Annotated in this window: 10 protein-coding genes and 1 pseudogene; 6 read left to right on the top strand and 5 right to left on the bottom strand. The window is 72.4% G+C overall.

The window, feature by feature from the left end; all coding sequences use genetic code 11:
* Positions 1–9: 9 nt before the first annotated feature.
* The 3 genes from ABZ621_RS17030 (at position 10) to ABZ621_RS17020 (ending at position 6,690) form a co-directional block, all read left to right on the top strand.
* Positions 10–2,277 carry a PQQ-binding-like beta-propeller repeat protein gene (locus ABZ621_RS17030; protein ID WP_360605147.1) on the top strand — a complete coding sequence of 756 codons (2,268 nt, stop codon included), beginning with the start codon at positions 10–12 and terminating at the stop codon, positions 2,275–2,277.
* A 16-nt stretch (positions 2,278–2,293) separates the two neighbouring features.
* The gene (locus ABZ621_RS17025) at positions 2,294–2,725 is read left to right on the top strand and encodes a hypothetical protein (protein ID WP_360605145.1); all 432 of its coding nucleotides are present in this window, start codon (positions 2,294–2,296) and stop codon (positions 2,723–2,725) included.
* A 251-nt stretch (positions 2,726–2,976) separates the two neighbouring features.
* Complete coding sequence (locus ABZ621_RS17020) at positions 2,977–6,690, top strand: hypothetical protein (protein WP_360605143.1); 3,714 nt, start codon at positions 2,977–2,979, stop codon at positions 6,688–6,690.
* Between the two features lie 92 nt (positions 6,691–6,782).
* Here ABZ621_RS17020 and ABZ621_RS17015 read toward each other — a convergent pair whose 3' ends face one another.
* Positions 6,783–6,941, bottom strand: coding sequence for a hypothetical protein (locus ABZ621_RS17015; protein ID WP_360605141.1), 159 nt, complete (start codon positions 6,939–6,941; stop codon positions 6,783–6,785).
* Between the two features lie 2 nt (positions 6,942–6,943).
* Positions 6,944–7,846, bottom strand: coding sequence for a hyaluronoglucosaminidase (locus tag ABZ621_RS17010; RefSeq protein ID WP_360605139.1), 903 nt, complete (start codon positions 7,844–7,846; stop codon positions 6,944–6,946).
* A 168-nt stretch (positions 7,847–8,014) separates the two neighbouring features.
* Here ABZ621_RS17010 and ABZ621_RS17005 point away from each other — a divergent pair, with 168 nt between their 5' ends.
* Both ABZ621_RS17005 and ABZ621_RS17000 read left to right on the top strand, forming a co-directional pair.
* Positions 8,015–8,590: a TetR/AcrR family transcriptional regulator gene (locus tag ABZ621_RS17005; protein WP_360605137.1), complete on the top strand. Its 576-nt coding sequence runs from the start codon at positions 8,015–8,017 to the stop codon at positions 8,588–8,590.
* A gap of 115 nt (positions 8,591–8,705) precedes the next feature.
* Positions 8,706–9,326: a DUF4865 family protein gene (locus tag ABZ621_RS17000; protein WP_360605135.1), complete on the top strand. Its 621-nt coding sequence runs from the start codon at positions 8,706–8,708 to the stop codon at positions 9,324–9,326.
* 118 nt (positions 9,327–9,444) lie between these two features.
* Here ABZ621_RS17000 and ABZ621_RS16995 read toward each other — a convergent pair whose 3' ends face one another.
* The 3 genes from ABZ621_RS16995 to ABZ621_RS16985 all read right to left on the bottom strand — a co-directional run bounded on the left by ABZ621_RS16995 (position 9,445) and on the right by ABZ621_RS16985 (position 15,079).
* Entirely contained in the window at positions 9,445–12,900 is a 3,456-nt protein-coding gene (locus ABZ621_RS16995; protein ID WP_360605133.1) for an ATP-binding domain-containing protein, read from the bottom strand.
* A gap of 200 nt (positions 12,901–13,100) precedes the next feature.
* Positions 13,101–14,114: an EcsC family protein gene (locus tag ABZ621_RS16990; protein WP_360605132.1), complete on the bottom strand. Its 1,014-nt coding sequence runs from the start codon at positions 14,112–14,114 to the stop codon at positions 13,101–13,103.
* A 461-nt stretch (positions 14,115–14,575) separates the two neighbouring features.
* Positions 14,576–15,079 (bottom strand): N-acetyltransferase, encoded by a 504-nt coding sequence (locus ABZ621_RS16985; protein ID WP_360605130.1) that lies wholly within the window; start codon positions 15,077–15,079, stop codon positions 14,576–14,578.
* A 349-nt stretch (positions 15,080–15,428) separates the two neighbouring features.
* On the opposite strand from ABZ621_RS16985, the pseudogene ABZ621_RS16980 reads away from it, so the two are divergent.
* Positions 15,429–15,758: pseudogene (locus ABZ621_RS16980) on the top strand (DUF4265 domain-containing protein); the annotation flags it as partial.
* Positions 15,759–15,943: the final 185 nt, after the last annotated feature.

Here is a 15,943-nt window from a genome sequence, read left to right as displayed (position 1 = left end):
GGGCGGACGATGGATCACCCCGGAGCAGACGGCGCTCGTCGGATCGGGCCGTACACGCTGCTCGCACGGCAGACCACGGTCGGCGGGAACGACGTCTTCACGGCACGTACAGGCGAGGGGCGACTCGTCACGGTCACCGTCGTGGGGGCCGAACCGGCGGCGGACCCGGCCTTCCGGGACCGGTTCCGAGCCGCCCTGGAGGCGGCACGGCCGCTGTCCGGTGCCTTCCTGGCACCGGTGGTGGATGCCGGCACGGACGTGCCCGTTCCGTGGCTGGCGACCGAGTTCTCCGCAGGACTGCCGCTTCGGCAGGCGGTGGACCGGCACGGCCCGCTGTCCGAACCGGCCCTGCGGGTCCTCACCGACGGCCTCGCCCGGGCGCTTGCCGTACTCCACGCGGCCGGAACCGTCCACGGCGAGGTGAGCCCGGACTCGGTGCTGCTCACCATGGGCGGGCCGCGCATCACCGCGCTGGGGATCGAAGGCGCCACCGGCAGTCCGGCACCCGCACCGACGGACGACATCCTCGACCTCGGGGCGACCGTGGTGTTCGCGGCCACCGGAGGCGAGCCGGACGGGGGCGCCGTCCCCGAGTCGCTGCGCGAGGTGATCGGCGGCTGCCTGTACGCGGAACCGTCGGACCGTCCCACCGCGGAGCAGCTCGTCGACTACCTGCGACGTCAGGATCTGCCGGCCCCGCAGGGCAGTTGGCTTCCCCCTGCGGTGACAGGCGACATGGCCGCCGCGGCCGCGGCAGTGGGCTCGGCGGTGGGTTCGGCGGCCGCCCACGGCAGTGGCCAGGGCCTGGTTCCCCCGCCGCCGGTGACCGTGGCCGGCACGGGGGTCAGCCGCCGGAAGCTGCTCTTCGGTCTGGCGGGGGGCGCGGCCGTACTCGGCGGATCCGCGGTGGCGCTCGCCCTCTCCGGCGACTCGACACCGGCGACCGGCGGACCCGCCGCCGGCGAGACGGGCGCCGGCGGGGCGGTCGGTCCCGGGGCCACGACGCGCCCGGCTTCCCCGTCCGCCGTGCGATCGACGCCGGCCCCTTCCGCGTCGCCGTCCGCGACGGACGGACCGGAACCGATCGTGCTGGCCGGGCCTGACGCCGTCAAGGCGTGGTCGCGCGCCGGGAAGCACGCCCCCACCTGCCTGGAGGCCTCCGACAAGGTGGTCATGCTGGTCACGGACACCGCCACGTCCTTCCTGGACGCCACGACCGGAAAGTCCGTGTTCCCCGCGCTGAACACGACCAGGGACACCGGCACGTCCGGCCTCACGTACCCGACGGCGTACGCGGACGGAGTGTTCTACCTGCTCTGTGACACTCCGGGTCAGTCAGGTCTGCTGGCGGCCTTCGACGCCGCGAGCGGCAAGGCGAAGTGGGCGACCGCGATGGCCTCCACCGAGCGCGGCGGCGGCGGTACGCATACGACGATGTACGTGAGCAATTACGTGGCGGTCGCGGGGAACACGGTCTACGTGTGCGGGACTCTGCTGGAGCTGGACGGCGAGTTCTCGGCCAGGTCCGCGACGACCGGCTACATCCGCGCCTTCGACGCCGCCACGGGCAAGGGCCTCTGGAAGGTCAAGGGCACGGACATCAACAACGTGCTCGTACCGCCCTCCGGTTCTCATCTACTGGCCGCCTCGGCTGTTCCGGGCAAGAAGTCTGGCCTCGTCCGGATGCTCGACGCCGGGAGGAAAGGTGCCCGTGGCTGGAAGGTGTCCGTTGCGGACGCCGCGTTCTACTTCAGCACCGGCTGGCCGCTGACCTGCTACGCCGCCGGGATGTTCCTGTTCGCCGGAGGCAAGGGCGACACCCTGTTCGCCGTCGACGCGGCCACGGGACGGGAGAAGTGGCATCAGCGCTTCCAGGCGAAGAGCGGGGACCAGGTCCGGATCGGCGCCCCGTTCTCCAGCCTGGACGGCACGACCGTGTACGTGCCGGTCGGCGGCGACCTGGCCGCCCTGGCCACGGCGGACGGCACGCTCAGGTGGGTCGCGCGACTGGAGGGGGCCGGCGCCACGGGCGGCTCCAACCTGTTCAACGCCTCCCTGAGGATCTCCGGCAGGAGCGCGCAGTGTTCCGCCGACACCGTCTTCGCCACGGACAGCGCCAAGACGCTGTGGGCGATCGACGCGGCCACCGGACGGGCCCGGTGGAGATACCGCGACCCCGGGCAGCCGGACGTGGGGTTCCTGTGGACGGTGGGCGGCGACCGGGTGTTCGTCGCGTCCCATCTGACCATGACCGCGATCGCGGCCCACACGCGGTGAGTGACGAGGAGAAGACATGGAGATGAGTGTGGAACTCGCCGGTCTGGCATCGGTGGCCGCGGCGCGCCTGATCGACCTGCTCGCGACGGACGGCTGGGCCGCGGTCAGGTCCTCGGTCCTGTCGCTGTGGCGGTCCGCGCACCCGGAGCGCGTCGAGGAGGAACTCGACGACGCGCGCGACGAGCTGCTTCAGGCACGGCGGACGGGGGACGGCCAGGAACTCCAGGGGCTGCTGGTCGCCGAGTGGCAGGCCCGCATTACCCGGCTGATGGCCACGCGGCCGGAAGCCGTCGACGAGCTGCGCGCCCTGTTCGGCGGGGAGCCGCGCGCGGCCGGAACCCAGGACCGGCAGATCACCGGATCGCTGACGCAGGAGGCACACGTGTCCGGCGGTGACGCGTTCCAGGCCGGCCGCGACATGAACGTCACCAGAGGCGGACAGGCGTGACGGACCGCGACACCGGCGCCCCGCCCCCCGACGGGCCGCCCCCCGGCGCCCCACCCCTCGGCGCCTCACCTCCCGGCGCCCCACCCCCCGACGGGCCGCCTCCGTGGCAGCCGAGGCGGCAGGAGTCGCACGTCACGGGCGGGGGCAGCTCCTTCCAGGCCGGTCGCGACCTTCACGTCCGCTTCGGATACGAGGGGCGCAGAACGGTGCCCGGCCCCGGTGCGGACCAAGTGCTGTGCCCGTACCCGGGCTTGGCTCCGTTCGACGCGGGGCGCAAGCAGTGGTTCCACGGCCGTGAGCGCATGGTGCACCTCGTGTGCGAGCGGCTGGACGCCCGGATGCGCGAGGGCGGCCCGCTCGTGCTGATCGGCCCCTCCGGGGCCGGGAAGTCCTCCCTGATCGCGGCCGGGGTGCTACCCGCCCTGGACGAGGGGCGGCTCCCGGTGGCGGGGTCGAGCACCTGGCCGCGGCTGCTGCTGACCCCCACGGCCGCCCCGGCCCTGGCACTGGCGGCCGCCGCCGGCCTCGACGCCGAGACCGCCCGGCAGGCGGCACGGCGATGGCGGGCCGATCCCGCCCGGTGCCTCGCCGAGTTGCGCGAGCTCACCGCACCCGCCGACACGACGCCCGCCGGCGAGTTCCCCTCCGTGGGCCTGGTCGTCGTGGTCGACCAGTTCGAGGAGCTCTTCACCGCCTGCGGCGACGAGACCGAACGGCAGTGGTTCATCGATGTGCTCGACCGGCTGGCCCGGCCCGCGGGAGGCGCGGTCGTGGTGCTGGGGGTGCGCGCGGACTTCTACGCCGCGTGCACGGCCCATCCACAGCTCAGAGCGGCCCTCCAGGCCGGACCGGTCCTGCTGGAGCCGATGACGGAGGAGGAACTGAAGGACGCGATCCGCCGCCCGGCCGCACACGTGGGACTCGACGTCGAGGACGGCCTGGTGGAGGTGCTGCTGGCGGACCTGGGCGCTGCCGGGGGACCGGTCGGGACGAGTACCTCCGGCCGGCTCCCGCTGCTCGCGCACGCGCTGCGGGCCACCTGGCAGCAGCGCCACGGCCACACCCTCACCGTGGACGGATACCGCGTCACCGGCGGCATCCAGGGCGCCATCGCCACCACGGCCGACAGACTGTACGACATCCTGCCGCCACCCGGCCGGGAGGCCGCACGGTGGGTGTTCCTGCGGCTCGTCATCGTGGGACGCGACGCCGACGACAGCCGTCGGCGCGTCCCGTACGAGGAGCTGCTGCGTCACGCGCCGGATCCGGAAGCGGCCGGCGGAGTCCTGGACGACTTCACCCGCGGCCGGCTGCTGACCCGGGACCAGGACACGGTGGTGATGACACACGAGGTGCTCATCCGCGCCTGGCCCCGGCTGCGGGACTGGATCGAGCACGACCGCAACGGCAACCTCGTACGGCAGGACCTCGAAGAAGCGGCCGCGCTCTGGGAGCGGGCCGGCCGGGAGGCGGCCGCGCTCTACCGCGGCAACCGTCTGGAGGCCGCACGCGAGTGGGCCGCCACGCACGGGCCGGAGCTGAGCGCCGCCGCCCGGGCCTTCCTGACGGCCTCCCGCCACCACGAGCGGCGCGGGCAGCGGCTCCGGCGCGCCGCGGTCGCCACCATCACCGCCCTGGCCGTGGTCGCCTCGCTGGCCGCGGTGGTCGCCTTCCGGCAGGAGGCGAACGCCCGGGACGCCGCCAAAGAGGCGCTGCGCTCCCGTGACCAGGCCGTCAACGCCGCCGTCACCTCGGCGTCCGTGCAACTGGAACCGACCGATCCCTCGCTGTCCGCCCAGCTCGCGCTGACGGCCTACCGCATGCATCCGTCCCCGGAGGCGGCGTCCCGGCTCATCACGACCGGGAACACACCCCTGGCCACCCGGCTTCCCGGTCCGCGCGGCACGGTGGGCGTCGTGGCCTACAGCCCCGACGGGCACATATTGGCCGCCGGAGACAGCCGGAAGAACCTCCTCCGCCTGTGGGACGTCTCCGATCCCGACCGTCCGGTGGCGCTGGGCAGACCCGTGCCCGTGGAGCGTGCCGTCGACGCGATCCTGGCGCTCGCGTTCAGCCCGGACGGCCGGGTCCTGGCCGTCGGCGGTCACACGAGCGACACGGGCGACGGCGGCTCCGGCGGATTCGTCGACCTGTGGAGCCTGACCAGCCCCAGCCACCCGGTCCTGCTCGGCCGGCTCAGGAGTCCCGCCGTCGGCGACTTGGAGGCCATGTCCCCCATCGAATCGCTGGCGTTCAGCCCCGACGGCCGTACCCTCGCCGCCGGACGGAGGGTCGGACTCGTCAGCCTGTGGAACGTCACGCGCCCCCACGACGTCGCCCCGGCGCCGGCGCCCCTGCACCTCGACTGCACCGAACTCGCGCCCTCCTACAGCGTCGCGTTCAGTCCCGACGGCCGTACCCTGGCCGCCGCCTGCGCCGACGACGCCGGCGCCATCCGCCTGTGGAACACCACCGACCCGGCCCGCCCTCGCCCCGGCCGCTCCCTGAAGGCCGGGAACCCCGTCAACTCCCTGGCGTTCAGCCCCGACAGCCGCACCCTGGCGGCCGGATCCAAGCACGGCAAGGTCCACCTGTGGAAGGTCGCGGACCCGGGCCGCCCCGCCCCCTTGGGGAAGCCGCTGACGGGGCCCGACCAGCCCGTCACGGCGGTGGCGTTCAGCCCGGACGGCCACACCCTGGCGGCCGGCAGCGCCGACCGCGCCGTCCGCCTGTGGAACGTCAGCCACCCCGCGGCCATCGGCTCACTGGGACGGCCGCTGACCGGGCCCGGCGACGCGGTGACCGACGTGGTGTTCAGCCCGGACAGCCGCACCCTCGCCGCCGGGAACGCCGACGGCAGCGTCGACCTGTGGCATCTGCCGCCGACCCGGATCATCGGCGCCGGCGGCAACGTGGCGTCCGTGACGTTCAGCCCCGACGGGCGGACACTGGCCGCCGGAAACCAGAACAGCACCGTCTCCCTGTGGAACACCGCCGACCCTCACCACCCCGCCCCCCTCGGCGAACCGCTCACCGGCCCCGACGCCCCGGTCAACGCGGTGGCGTTCAGTCCGGACGGGCGCATCCTCGCGGCCGGCGACAGCGGCGGCACCGTCACGCTGTGGAACACCGCAGACCCCAGCCGACCGGTCCGCCTCCGGGAGACCCTCACCGGGGCGGACGGACTCATCTTCTCCCTGGCGTTCAGTCCCGACGGCGACACCCTGGTGGCGGCCGGCGACGGCGAGGACGGCAGCATCGCCCTGTGGGACGTCAGCGACCCCGCGCGCCCCGTCGAACGACCCGGCATCTCCAACGACCGCACGAGGTTTGTCAGATCCCTGGCCTTCAGCCGCGACGGCACGATGCTGGCCGCCGGCGGCGACGGCAGCAACGGTGAGGTCGGCCTGTGGAGCACGACGGACCCCGGGGTCCGCATCGGTCAGCCGATCGCCCAGCCGGCCGCCACCAGCGTCTGGGTGGCGTTCAGCCCGGACGGCCGCACCCTGGCCACCGGGAACAGCCGCGGCATCGTCACCCTGTGGGACGCCACCGACCCCCACCACCTCACGCGCAGGGATACGCCCCTGACCGTGCCCGGCGGCAGCCTGTGGTCGGTGGCCTTCAGCCCCGACGGGCACACCCTCGCGGCGTCCGGCCACACCGACAAGGGCACCATCAACCTGTGGAACGTCACCGATCCCGACCACCCCACCCCCATCGGCCTGCCGCTGACCGTGGAGACCGGCTTCGTCGCCGTTCTCGCGTTCAGCCCCGACGGGCACACCCTGGCCGCCACCACCGACGAAGGCGTGGCCACGCTCTGGGACCTGAACGTCGACTCCGCCATCACCCGCATCTGCGCCGCGAGCTCCGGCGCCCTGAACCCACAGCAATGGAGCCGCTACGTCCCCCAACTGCCGTACGCGCCACCCTGCGCGACCGCCGAGGAGGGACGGTCCTGATCAACAGGGTGACCGGTCGGCTCCAGCTCACCGGGACCTCCGCCCGGCAGGGCCGCGCCCGCGATGGACGATGCCCTGTGGCATCAGGTCGGTCAGGAGTCGTCCGGTTCGGGTGTCCGCGCGGTGCCGGCGAGGCTTTCCCGCAGAGCGGCGTTCTCCGCCTCCAGGAGGGCGATGCGCTTGCGGGCGAAGTACAGCTCCATGACGGCGTCCTGGAACTCGGCCACGAGCTGCTGGGGGGTCAGTTCCATGGTCAGGCCGATCCGATCTCGGTCACGGTACCGGAGGGACCGCGCCACTTGAGGGCGCCGCCCTCGGCGTAGAGGACACCGCCGTTGGTCGGGTCGGAGGTCGGGACGGTCGTGGCGTTGCGGATGCCGATCACGCCGTCGCCGCCACCGTACGATTCGCCGCTCGTGACGCCGAACATGGCGTTGTGGACGGCCAGCGCGCCGCTGTTCAGCACCCGCAGCTTCGCGGTGCCCGTCCGGTCGCGTATCTCGATCAGGCGGCTGCCGGTGTCCTCGTTGGCCTGCATCAGGAGCCCGATGGGGGAGGTGCGCTGGGCGATCTCCACCCGGCCGCGCGGCGTGGCGCCGATCGCGACGCCGATGCCGACGGCGCCGGAGCCCTTGACCACGAAGTCGTCCACGCCGTTGTTCCGCAGCGTGAGGAGGTTGCCCTTGGTGGGGCCGGTGGAGTGGGTGACGAAGATGCCCTGTGCGGCGGTGCCGCCCGACTCGTCGGTGACGCCGTCGGTGTCCAGATAGACGGAGATCGCCGCGGCACCCGCGTCGGTGGCGTCCGCGTGGCCCCGGTGCAGAATCTTCAGGGTGCCGCGGCTCTTCTCCGTCCCGGACAGGTACATCGCCGAGTCGTTCGGGTTGTCGGAGACGACGTTCAGCGCGACCCCGTTGCCGGCCACACCCGCCTGGTGGACGGTCAGGGCGTGGAGCTTCGACGTCGCGGTCGTGGACACGGTCCTGAACGTCGACGTCGTACCGCCTTCGGTGCGGAAGTTGCGGGCCAGCACCTCGCCCGGGTACGTCACGTCCCCCTCGGCCTGTTCGGCGGCGGACGCGGTTCCCGCACCGGCGGCCACCGTCACGGCCCCCGCCGTGAACGCCCCCAGGAAAAGTCTGCGCGTACTGGTCACTCTCACTCCTCGTCCCGCCTTGATCGACAGTCCGGCAGGCTACGCCGAGGCGACGGCCCACGCCAGAGCGAACGGAGACCTCCCGCCGGGCCCGCGTATAAGCGGGTGCGGCCGTACCGCCGGCCGGACTTCGCCATCGTTGTACCTACTGGTATGTACACTGCCCGCATGGATGCTGCGGAACGTCTCATCGAGAGCACGCGCGAACTGCTGTGGGAACGCGGTTACACGGGCACCAGTCCCAAGGCGATCCAGCAGAGAGCCGGTGCCGGTCAAGGCAGCATGTACCACCACTTCACCGGAAAGCCGGATCTGGCGCTCGCCGCGATCGTGCGCACCGCCGAGGAGATGCGGGCCAAGGCCGAGGCGCAGTTCTCCGGCCCGGGCACTGTCGTGGACCGCATCACCGGGTACCTGCACCGGGAGCGAGACGTCCTCAAGGGCTGCCCGATCGGGCGCCTGACCCAGGACCCGGACGTCATGGCCGACCCCGCGCTGCGGGCCCCCGTCGACGAGACCCTCGCCTGGCTGCGGGCACGTCTCGCCGAGCTGATGTCCGAGGGGCGCGAGAGCGGTGAACTGGACGCCAGGCTCGACCCGCAGGCGACCGCGGCCACGGTCGTCGCGACCCTGCAGGGCGGCTACGTCCTGGCCCGCGCCGCCAACTCGGTACAGCCGTTCGACCAGGCGATCACCGGGGTACTCGGCCTTCTTGCGGCGTTTCTCCCCACCGCCCACGAGTAGCCGCGTCCCGCCCTCCTCATCCGCGCCGGAGACATCCATTCCGGGAGGCCGGATCGCTCACCGGCCGGCTGCGCACCGGCCACTCTCCACCCTGCGAAGAAAGGCTGATTCGCCCATGCACGCCATGCAGTACGAGATCACCCTTCCCGCCGACTACGACATGCGGATCATCCGCAAGCGGGTCGCGGCCGGCGGCCACGTCCTCGACGACCGCGCGGGCCTGGGCCTGAAGGCGTACGTGATCCGCGAACGCGGCGTCGACGGCTCGCCCGTCAACCAGTACGCGCCCTTCTACCTGTGGAACGACACCGGCGCGATGGCCCACTTCCTCGCCGGCGGCGGGGGATTCCAGAACATCGTCCGGGACTTCGGCCGCCCCGCCGTCCGGCACTGGTCCGGCATAGCCTGCCACGCCGGACCCGCCCGCACCGCAGCTCCCGCGTCGGCATCGCGCCGACTCACCGCGATCCCCTCCGACATGGACCCGGACGGCACGGGACTCGGCCTGTCGGCGTTCATCGAGCGGGAGGTCGAGCACCTGCGACAGCTCCGCGACCATGACGGCGTACACACCGCCGCGCTCGCCGTCGACCCCCACCACTGGCAGCTGATGCGCTTCGTGGTGTGGGCGGACTCCTCCGCACCGGAAGAGGAGGAGACCGAGCGCTACGAGGTGCTCCACCTCTCCGCCCCCGGCCTCGGAGAGCTGCCGGAGGGGCGGGCCTGGCAAGCCTGACAGACCGCTGAGTCCCGACGAACGCCACCACGAGGCTGCCCGCGGCGACGTCCTCCTTGTCAACGGCCGGCCGGTCCGGCCGGCGCCGGAGCGGACCGGCTCGGCTCTTCCCGATCGCTCACGGCGCCGTGCCGAACGCGGAGTCCGCGTTCTCGCCGCCCCAGCCGTTGGGGCTGCGCCAGATGACGTGGACGTGGAAGACGTCGCGGATCGTGTCCACGGACCAGTCCTCGGAGGGCGGTTCGGGCAGGACGAGGTAGAGGCCGTCGGCAGGGTGAGGCAGTGTGTGGTTGATCTCGAGCAACCGGGTCGCGCCCGAACGGAGGTCCGCGTAGCTGGAGCGGCCGGCGCCCAGCGCCTCGTAGAGGAAGAGGCCCTGCTGGGTCACACATCTGACGTCGACGATGGAGGAGTCGGTCGGTTGAAGGTCCGACCACAGGAGCGAGGACTTCAGCGCGTGCCGGACCGCCTCGTGCTTCCTGCACGTACGGTCGGCCACGGCGGCCGCCTCCAGTGCGCGAAGGAGGCCCTCCTTCGCGGCGGGCGCCGCCTCGGTGTCCGTAGGGGTCATCTGCGTCTCTTCCTGGTCGGGGTGCTGAGGGGCGAGGGGCACGGAGGAGTCTGAGCCGGGCTCCGACGCCGCGGGGAAGCGTGCCGCGAGCTCACGGTGGGCCGCGGCGAGGGGCCCGGTCCAGCCGGAGGCCGCCAGCTGTTCCGCCAGCCGGCCCGTGTCCAGGGCACCTTCCTTGAGGGCACGGCTGGTCGAAGCGGCGAGGTCGCGCAGCACACCGAGGCTGTCCCGGTCCGGGTCCCCGAACAGATGGAGCACGTCGACCCAGTCGGCCTGGTCCCGTCGCAGGATCCGGTTGGCCATGCCCTGGAGCTCGGAGAGGCGGTTGCGGGCGTCGGGAACGTCGCCCTCGCCCCCGGTCAGTTCTCCGAGCACGCGCAGTGCCGCGAGGTAGCGTCCCGCCATCCGCTCCGACACGGGCGACCGGCCACGCTGGTCGGCGGTGAGCACGGTCTGGTTCGTCTCGTTGGCGAAGACCCAGCAGCCCAGCCTCTCACCCCGTTTCGGCGGGACCGAGCCGTGGCGGACGGTGAGGACGAGCGGCCGGTCCAGCACGGGCTTCAGAGCCCGCACCTTGTAACGGCCGCCCGGGGCCCGGTCCACGACCTCGACCTCGACGTCGGCGCCGATCCGGGGGAGCGCTGCCTCCGCGCCCTCCTCGGCACCGGAGCCGGACACCACCGGTGCGTCGTCGTGACCGCCGGCGGTGAGTGCCGTCGGCAGCGGGGCGGTGTGCAGGACGGTCAGGCTCTGGGTGCTGCGGGTGAGAGCGACGTACAACTGCCGCAGTCCGGCGGGGCCGCGGTCGGCGATCGTGGCCGGTTCGACGACCAGGACGTGGTCGTACTCCATGCCCTTGGCCTGGGCGGCGGCCATTACGGACACGTTCTCGCGGTCCCGCGCGGCGATGGCACCGCCCTCGTCACCACCTCCGTCACCGCCCTCCTCGATCCCGCGGCTGATCGCCTCCAGCCAGTCCGAGTCGTCGGGGACGACGACGGCCACCGACCGGGGCGTGCTGCCGTCACTGGTGCGGACGAGCCGTGCCACGTGGGCGACGGTGTCGTCGAGCAGCTTCCACGGCTCGGTCGCCACGGTCCGTACGGCGTCCGCTCCCGCCTCGCGGACGGCCCGCGGATACGGCAGGGACGGCGCGATCGTCCGGGCGAGCGGGGCGACGAACTCCATGATCTCGGCAGGGACGCGGTAGCTCGTGGTGAGCCGGGCGACGCTCCAGTCGCCGTGGTCCGAGAGGAGCGCGCCGAGCCGGTCCCAACTCGTCGGGATGTGGGCGCCCGTCGCCTGCGCGAGGTCGCCCAGCACGGTCATGGAACCGCCCACGGCACAGCGCCGCCGCAGCGCGCGGGCCTGCAAGGGAGTGAGGTCCTGCGCCTCGTCGACGACGATGTGCCCGTACCGCCTCGGGGTGTCACCGCTGATCAGCACGCGGAGCTCCTCCAGACAGACCAGGTCGTCGAGGGTCCACGGGTCGGCGTCGGCGCTGGCGGCACGGGCACGCCGCAGAGCCGCCTGCTCGTCCTCGTCGAGCACGCCGTCGGCGCAGCTCCGCAACAGGTCCGCCGAGTCGTAGAGCGTACGCAGGGCTTCCCGGGGGCCCGGGGACGGCCAGACCCGCTCGACGAGGCGCTCGACCCGGCGGTTGCGCTCCAGGTCACGGCGGATCGTGCCGGTCTGCCCGCGCCGCGGCGCGATGTCGGCGAGCGCCTGGAGCAGCCGGTCGACGAAGAGGCCGCGGAAGCGGTCGCGCCGTTCCCGGAAGGGACCGTCGCCGGTGTGGGCCCGGTCGAGCAGGGCGAGGACCTCGGACTTCGGTACGCGCAGGGTCGTACTGCCCGCGGTGACGACGACCGCGGGCTCGTCGCCCTCGAAGGAGGGCTCGACCGTGAGGGCGTCGAGGGCTTCGGGGCGGTAGTCGCTCTCCACACGGCGCCGCAGTACGGCCGCCATGCGCTCGTCCGACTTCACGAGGCGCGCCGCCGGCGAGTCGGTGCCGAGGACCTCGCCCTCCCACAGCCGGTCCAGCTGGACGGCGTTGACGTCCCGGGTGCCGAGGGTGGGCAGTACCTGTCCGACGTAGTCGAGGAACTGCTGGTGCGGGCCGATGACGAGGATGTCCTGGGCCTTGAAGTGCCCGTTGTTGACCAGCCAGGTCACCCGGTGGAGACCGACCGCCGACTTGCCGGTTCCGGGGCCGCCCTGCACGACGAGGATGTCCGAGGGGGAACCGGTGACCAACTCCATCTGGTCGCGGCGGATGGTCTCGACGATGTCCCGCATCCGGCCGCCCCGTGACCGCTGGAGCTCCCGCAGCAGGAAGTCGTCCGGCTGGAGCGCCCTCCGCCGTTGCCGCCGTACGACATCACCGGGGGAGGGCGCCGACGGGCGGTCCGGGACGGCGGAATCCTCCGCGCCGTCGTCGGCCCGCCGGGGCTCGGGTACGGGAACGGGTACGAGTTCCGGTACGGGCTCGGGTGCGGGTACCGGCACCGGTACCGGCAGCGGCTCGGGTGCGACGACGGCCTCGGGCGCGGGAGCAGGCGCCGACAAGGAGATCTCGTCGAAGTAGCTCTCGACGATGCGCTCCACGCAGCGGAGCTGCCGCCGCAGGACCACCTCGCCCGGGCTCTCGGCCCGTGCCTCGATCCACTTCTTCGCGAGCGGGCTGGTCCACAGCAGGACCACTGGATCGTTCGCGCTGTCCTTCACGCCCCGGCGCCCGATGTACCACGGCTGGGGCTCCCCGCCCGGGTCCTCCGGGGCGTCGACGCGGGCGAAGACCAGCGCCTCGCCGCCGAGCCCGCCGTACGCCTCGGCAGTGGCCTCGGCCTGGGCCCGGTTGGCGATCCCGTCCTTGCCGGTGGCCGACGCGGTGGCCGCCGAACCACCGCTCAGCTCGGCGAGTTTCGCCGCGTAGCACTCGTACGCGTGATCCACCGCCCGCTGTTCGCCGGCGAGGACCTCGTCCCGAATGGTGGTGCTCATGTGCGTCCTCCCTGCGGTGCCAAAGGACACCGCCACGGGCATGTGCCCGTGCCCCACGGAAACATCTGTCAGAAACGAAGCGGTGACGGGGTGTCCACGGATCGACCGGCGGCGGTCCGCGCCCTGCCCCCGGCGAACCGGCGAACCGGCCGACCGGGGATGTCCCGCCCCGTCGGGGGGTATGCGACGGCGACCGTCACCTACAGGGTGGCGGCCCGGGGTTCGTCACCCTGATCGGCCGCCAGCGCCGCGGGTAGCGGCAGCCCGTACTTGTCGCACAGGAATCGGGTCTGGCAGTACCGCTGGGCGTCGGCGGCCACTCTGCCGAGGACCGCGGAGTTCATGCCCGCGCTGATGAGGACGCCCACGAACGGTACGACCTTGGCGACGCTCTGAACCGACACCTTGGAGCCGGCCGGGCTCAGCTGCTGCATCAACTTCTCGAGAGCGGCGAGGAGCTGGTGATCGTTGCGGAGCTTGCTCGACCACCTCACGCGGCCCTTGACCGCCTGCGCCGCCTGCGCGGTCTTGTGCAAGGGCTCGGCCTTGGCCGCCTGCGTCATGAAGGACCGGCGCACCAGGCGTTGAATGAAGAGCTGCTCGTCGGGGTCCTTCGCGTCGTAGCCGTAGGAGTACGCGATGCGCGAGGCTATCGACGCGCTCAGGACCTGGATCACGAGGATGTCAGCCGTCATCGCGGCGGGGATTCCGGCGACGGGGACCATGGCCAGCAGTCCCATGGCGCCCCCTTCGAGGGCGCCGGCGGTGCGCCACTTCAGGGTGTTGGCGGTCAGCAGCCGGTCACAGACCTTGAGGTCCTGCTGTCGCAGCTCCGTGAAATCGTCCAGCTCGATGCCACGCTTGCGAGCGAGCTTCTCGACGCTCTTCGGGTCGTTGAGCTCCAGCGCCAGGTCGTTGACCAGCTCGAGCAGTGCTGTCGCCGCTCCGACCGCCGGTCGCATGGCCGTGTCGGCGATCGCGTCGCCCACGCGCCGCATCGGCTCCTTGACCGATTCCGGCACAGCGCCCTTGACCCGGCCCATGGCGTTGCCCGCGACCTCACCGGTGCGACCGAGCGCCGTGCTCGCCCAACTCGGCAGGACGCGGCGGTTCATACGGCGCTCCCAGTGTTCGTCGAGCGCCCGCCAGACCTGCTCCTCGTACGCGTTCATCGGGGTCGTGGCGTCGACCACGGGGGCGACGTAGGTGCTCATGGGGTCTCTCCCTCTCGACTGTGATCGCTGGGGGAGCGGTGTCCCATGGGCCGATACGTGGAGGGGGCCGCAGCAGGCGGATCGATGTCCGGCATGGGCCTCTCCTCGCCGACCGGCGTGCAGAGGCCATCCCGCGTGGTGACCCTCAAACTCGCCCTCCCCACGGTGCCGGAAGAGACACCGCCCCGGGCGTGCGCCCGTACCCCACGGAAACAACTACCAGAAACCCAGTGGTGACGGACAGTCATTCAAGCGATCAGTGGGCGGGCTTCCGCACGATCGCGCCGACTTCCGCCGGGCAGGCCCTCACCTGGTCGTACATGGGTCCGAGTTCGTACAAGTGGTCGTGACGACCCTCCCCTCTTCCCTCCGTCGTAGCGGAGCGAGGCGACCGTCCCGCGCGGCCGATCGAGACTCCCGTTCGACGGGCAGCCTTCGAGATCGGTACGGGTGACAACCGCTTACGCGTCGGGATGCCGCGGCAGGGCGAGCCAGTCGGACCAGGAGATCCCACGGCCGAGGAAGCGCGGCTGCTCGAAAGGCCAGTCGGCGGCGATCCACTGCGGCACCAGCGCGTCGAGGGCCTGCTCGACCTTGCTGCCCACCAGCTCGTCCACCACCCACCAGGAGATCTCGCCGTCCGCTCCGGCCCTCTCCGGCGGATCGATGTAGACGCAGCCGAGCAGAACCGTCTCCGCCGCGTCGAACAGCGCGTAGTTGAAGGACTGGTGCGCGGCGATCTCCTTCTCGTGCCGCAAGAGGTCGGCCTGGTCGGCCTCGTAGGTCATGGTGTCCGCGGGCCAGCCCCAGGCCGGGCCGAAAATGGTCCACAGCCGTTCGCGCGAACCCATCACAGCCGGATAGTCGAGCGGGGTGTCCGCCTCCCGGATCGGCCGCAGGTGATGATCACCGCCCGGCAGCGGAACCAGGACGGGGTGGACGAAGTCATCGGGAAGCCAGCTCATGGCGCCCGACCGTAACAGCGCCGGGCCGTCCGCTCCCCTGGATTTCCCGCCCGGCGCCTGGCCCTGCTCTCCTGCGGGCGAGGCCGCGCGGGAGACCGTGCTTGCTGTTCGTCTTCTGGTTGCCCCTGACGGATGGGCCGTAGGTGCCGCGCGGGCGCACGGCGGCCCGGGAGGCGAGGAACCCTGCCTCAACACCTGGACCGATTTCACCGGTCCGGACTTCGGCACGGGATCGCCCACCAGGACCTGCGAGCACACGGAATCCGAGCACGCCCAGATCTGACCGATCAGGAGGACGTTGATGTCCGAGTCGAAGCGGAGAGACAGGACGGACGCGCAGGCGCGGACGCTGGCCGAGGGCGACGTCGTGCGGTTCCGGACCGACTCGGACGGGCAGCACTCGGCGGTCGGCCGGGTCAGTTCGGCCGGTAACTGCTCGATTCGGGTTCTGCCCGTCCCTTCGGGGCCGCTGGGCCGCAGCCCGCAGGCGGTGCATCAGCGCCTGGCGGCCTTCCGCCTCGGCGGCGAGGTCATGAGCGCGGACTTCCCCATGGTGGCCTTCAACGTACCGGCCGGAGCGGACTTCGCCGGGATCAAGACGCTCCTGGACCAGGGGCAGGACGACGGCTGGTGGCACTACGAGGTCGGCTGCGGCACCGACGAATGGTGGAGCGCCTGATCCGGGGCAGAGGCCACGGCTATCGGCCCGGCCGCCTTCGGCCGCCAGCGGCTCCGCTCCCGCGACGGACCCGATTCCCCGCGAAGCGGCCGCTAGCTTGATCTTTAACCTGAGCGGCGTGGTCGCGGAGTGGTCGACTGCGTGGTCCGGGACGTGGTGGTGCCGGTCTTGCGGGATGTGTGGAC

The sequence above is a fragment of the Streptomyces sp. NPDC007863 genome, from assembly GCF_040633895.1.
Classification (GTDB): domain Bacteria; phylum Actinomycetota; class Actinomycetes; order Streptomycetales; family Streptomycetaceae; genus Streptomyces.
The sequence above is the reverse complement of the archived record's forward strand: the minus strand, read 5'-3'. Positions and strand labels throughout refer to the sequence as shown.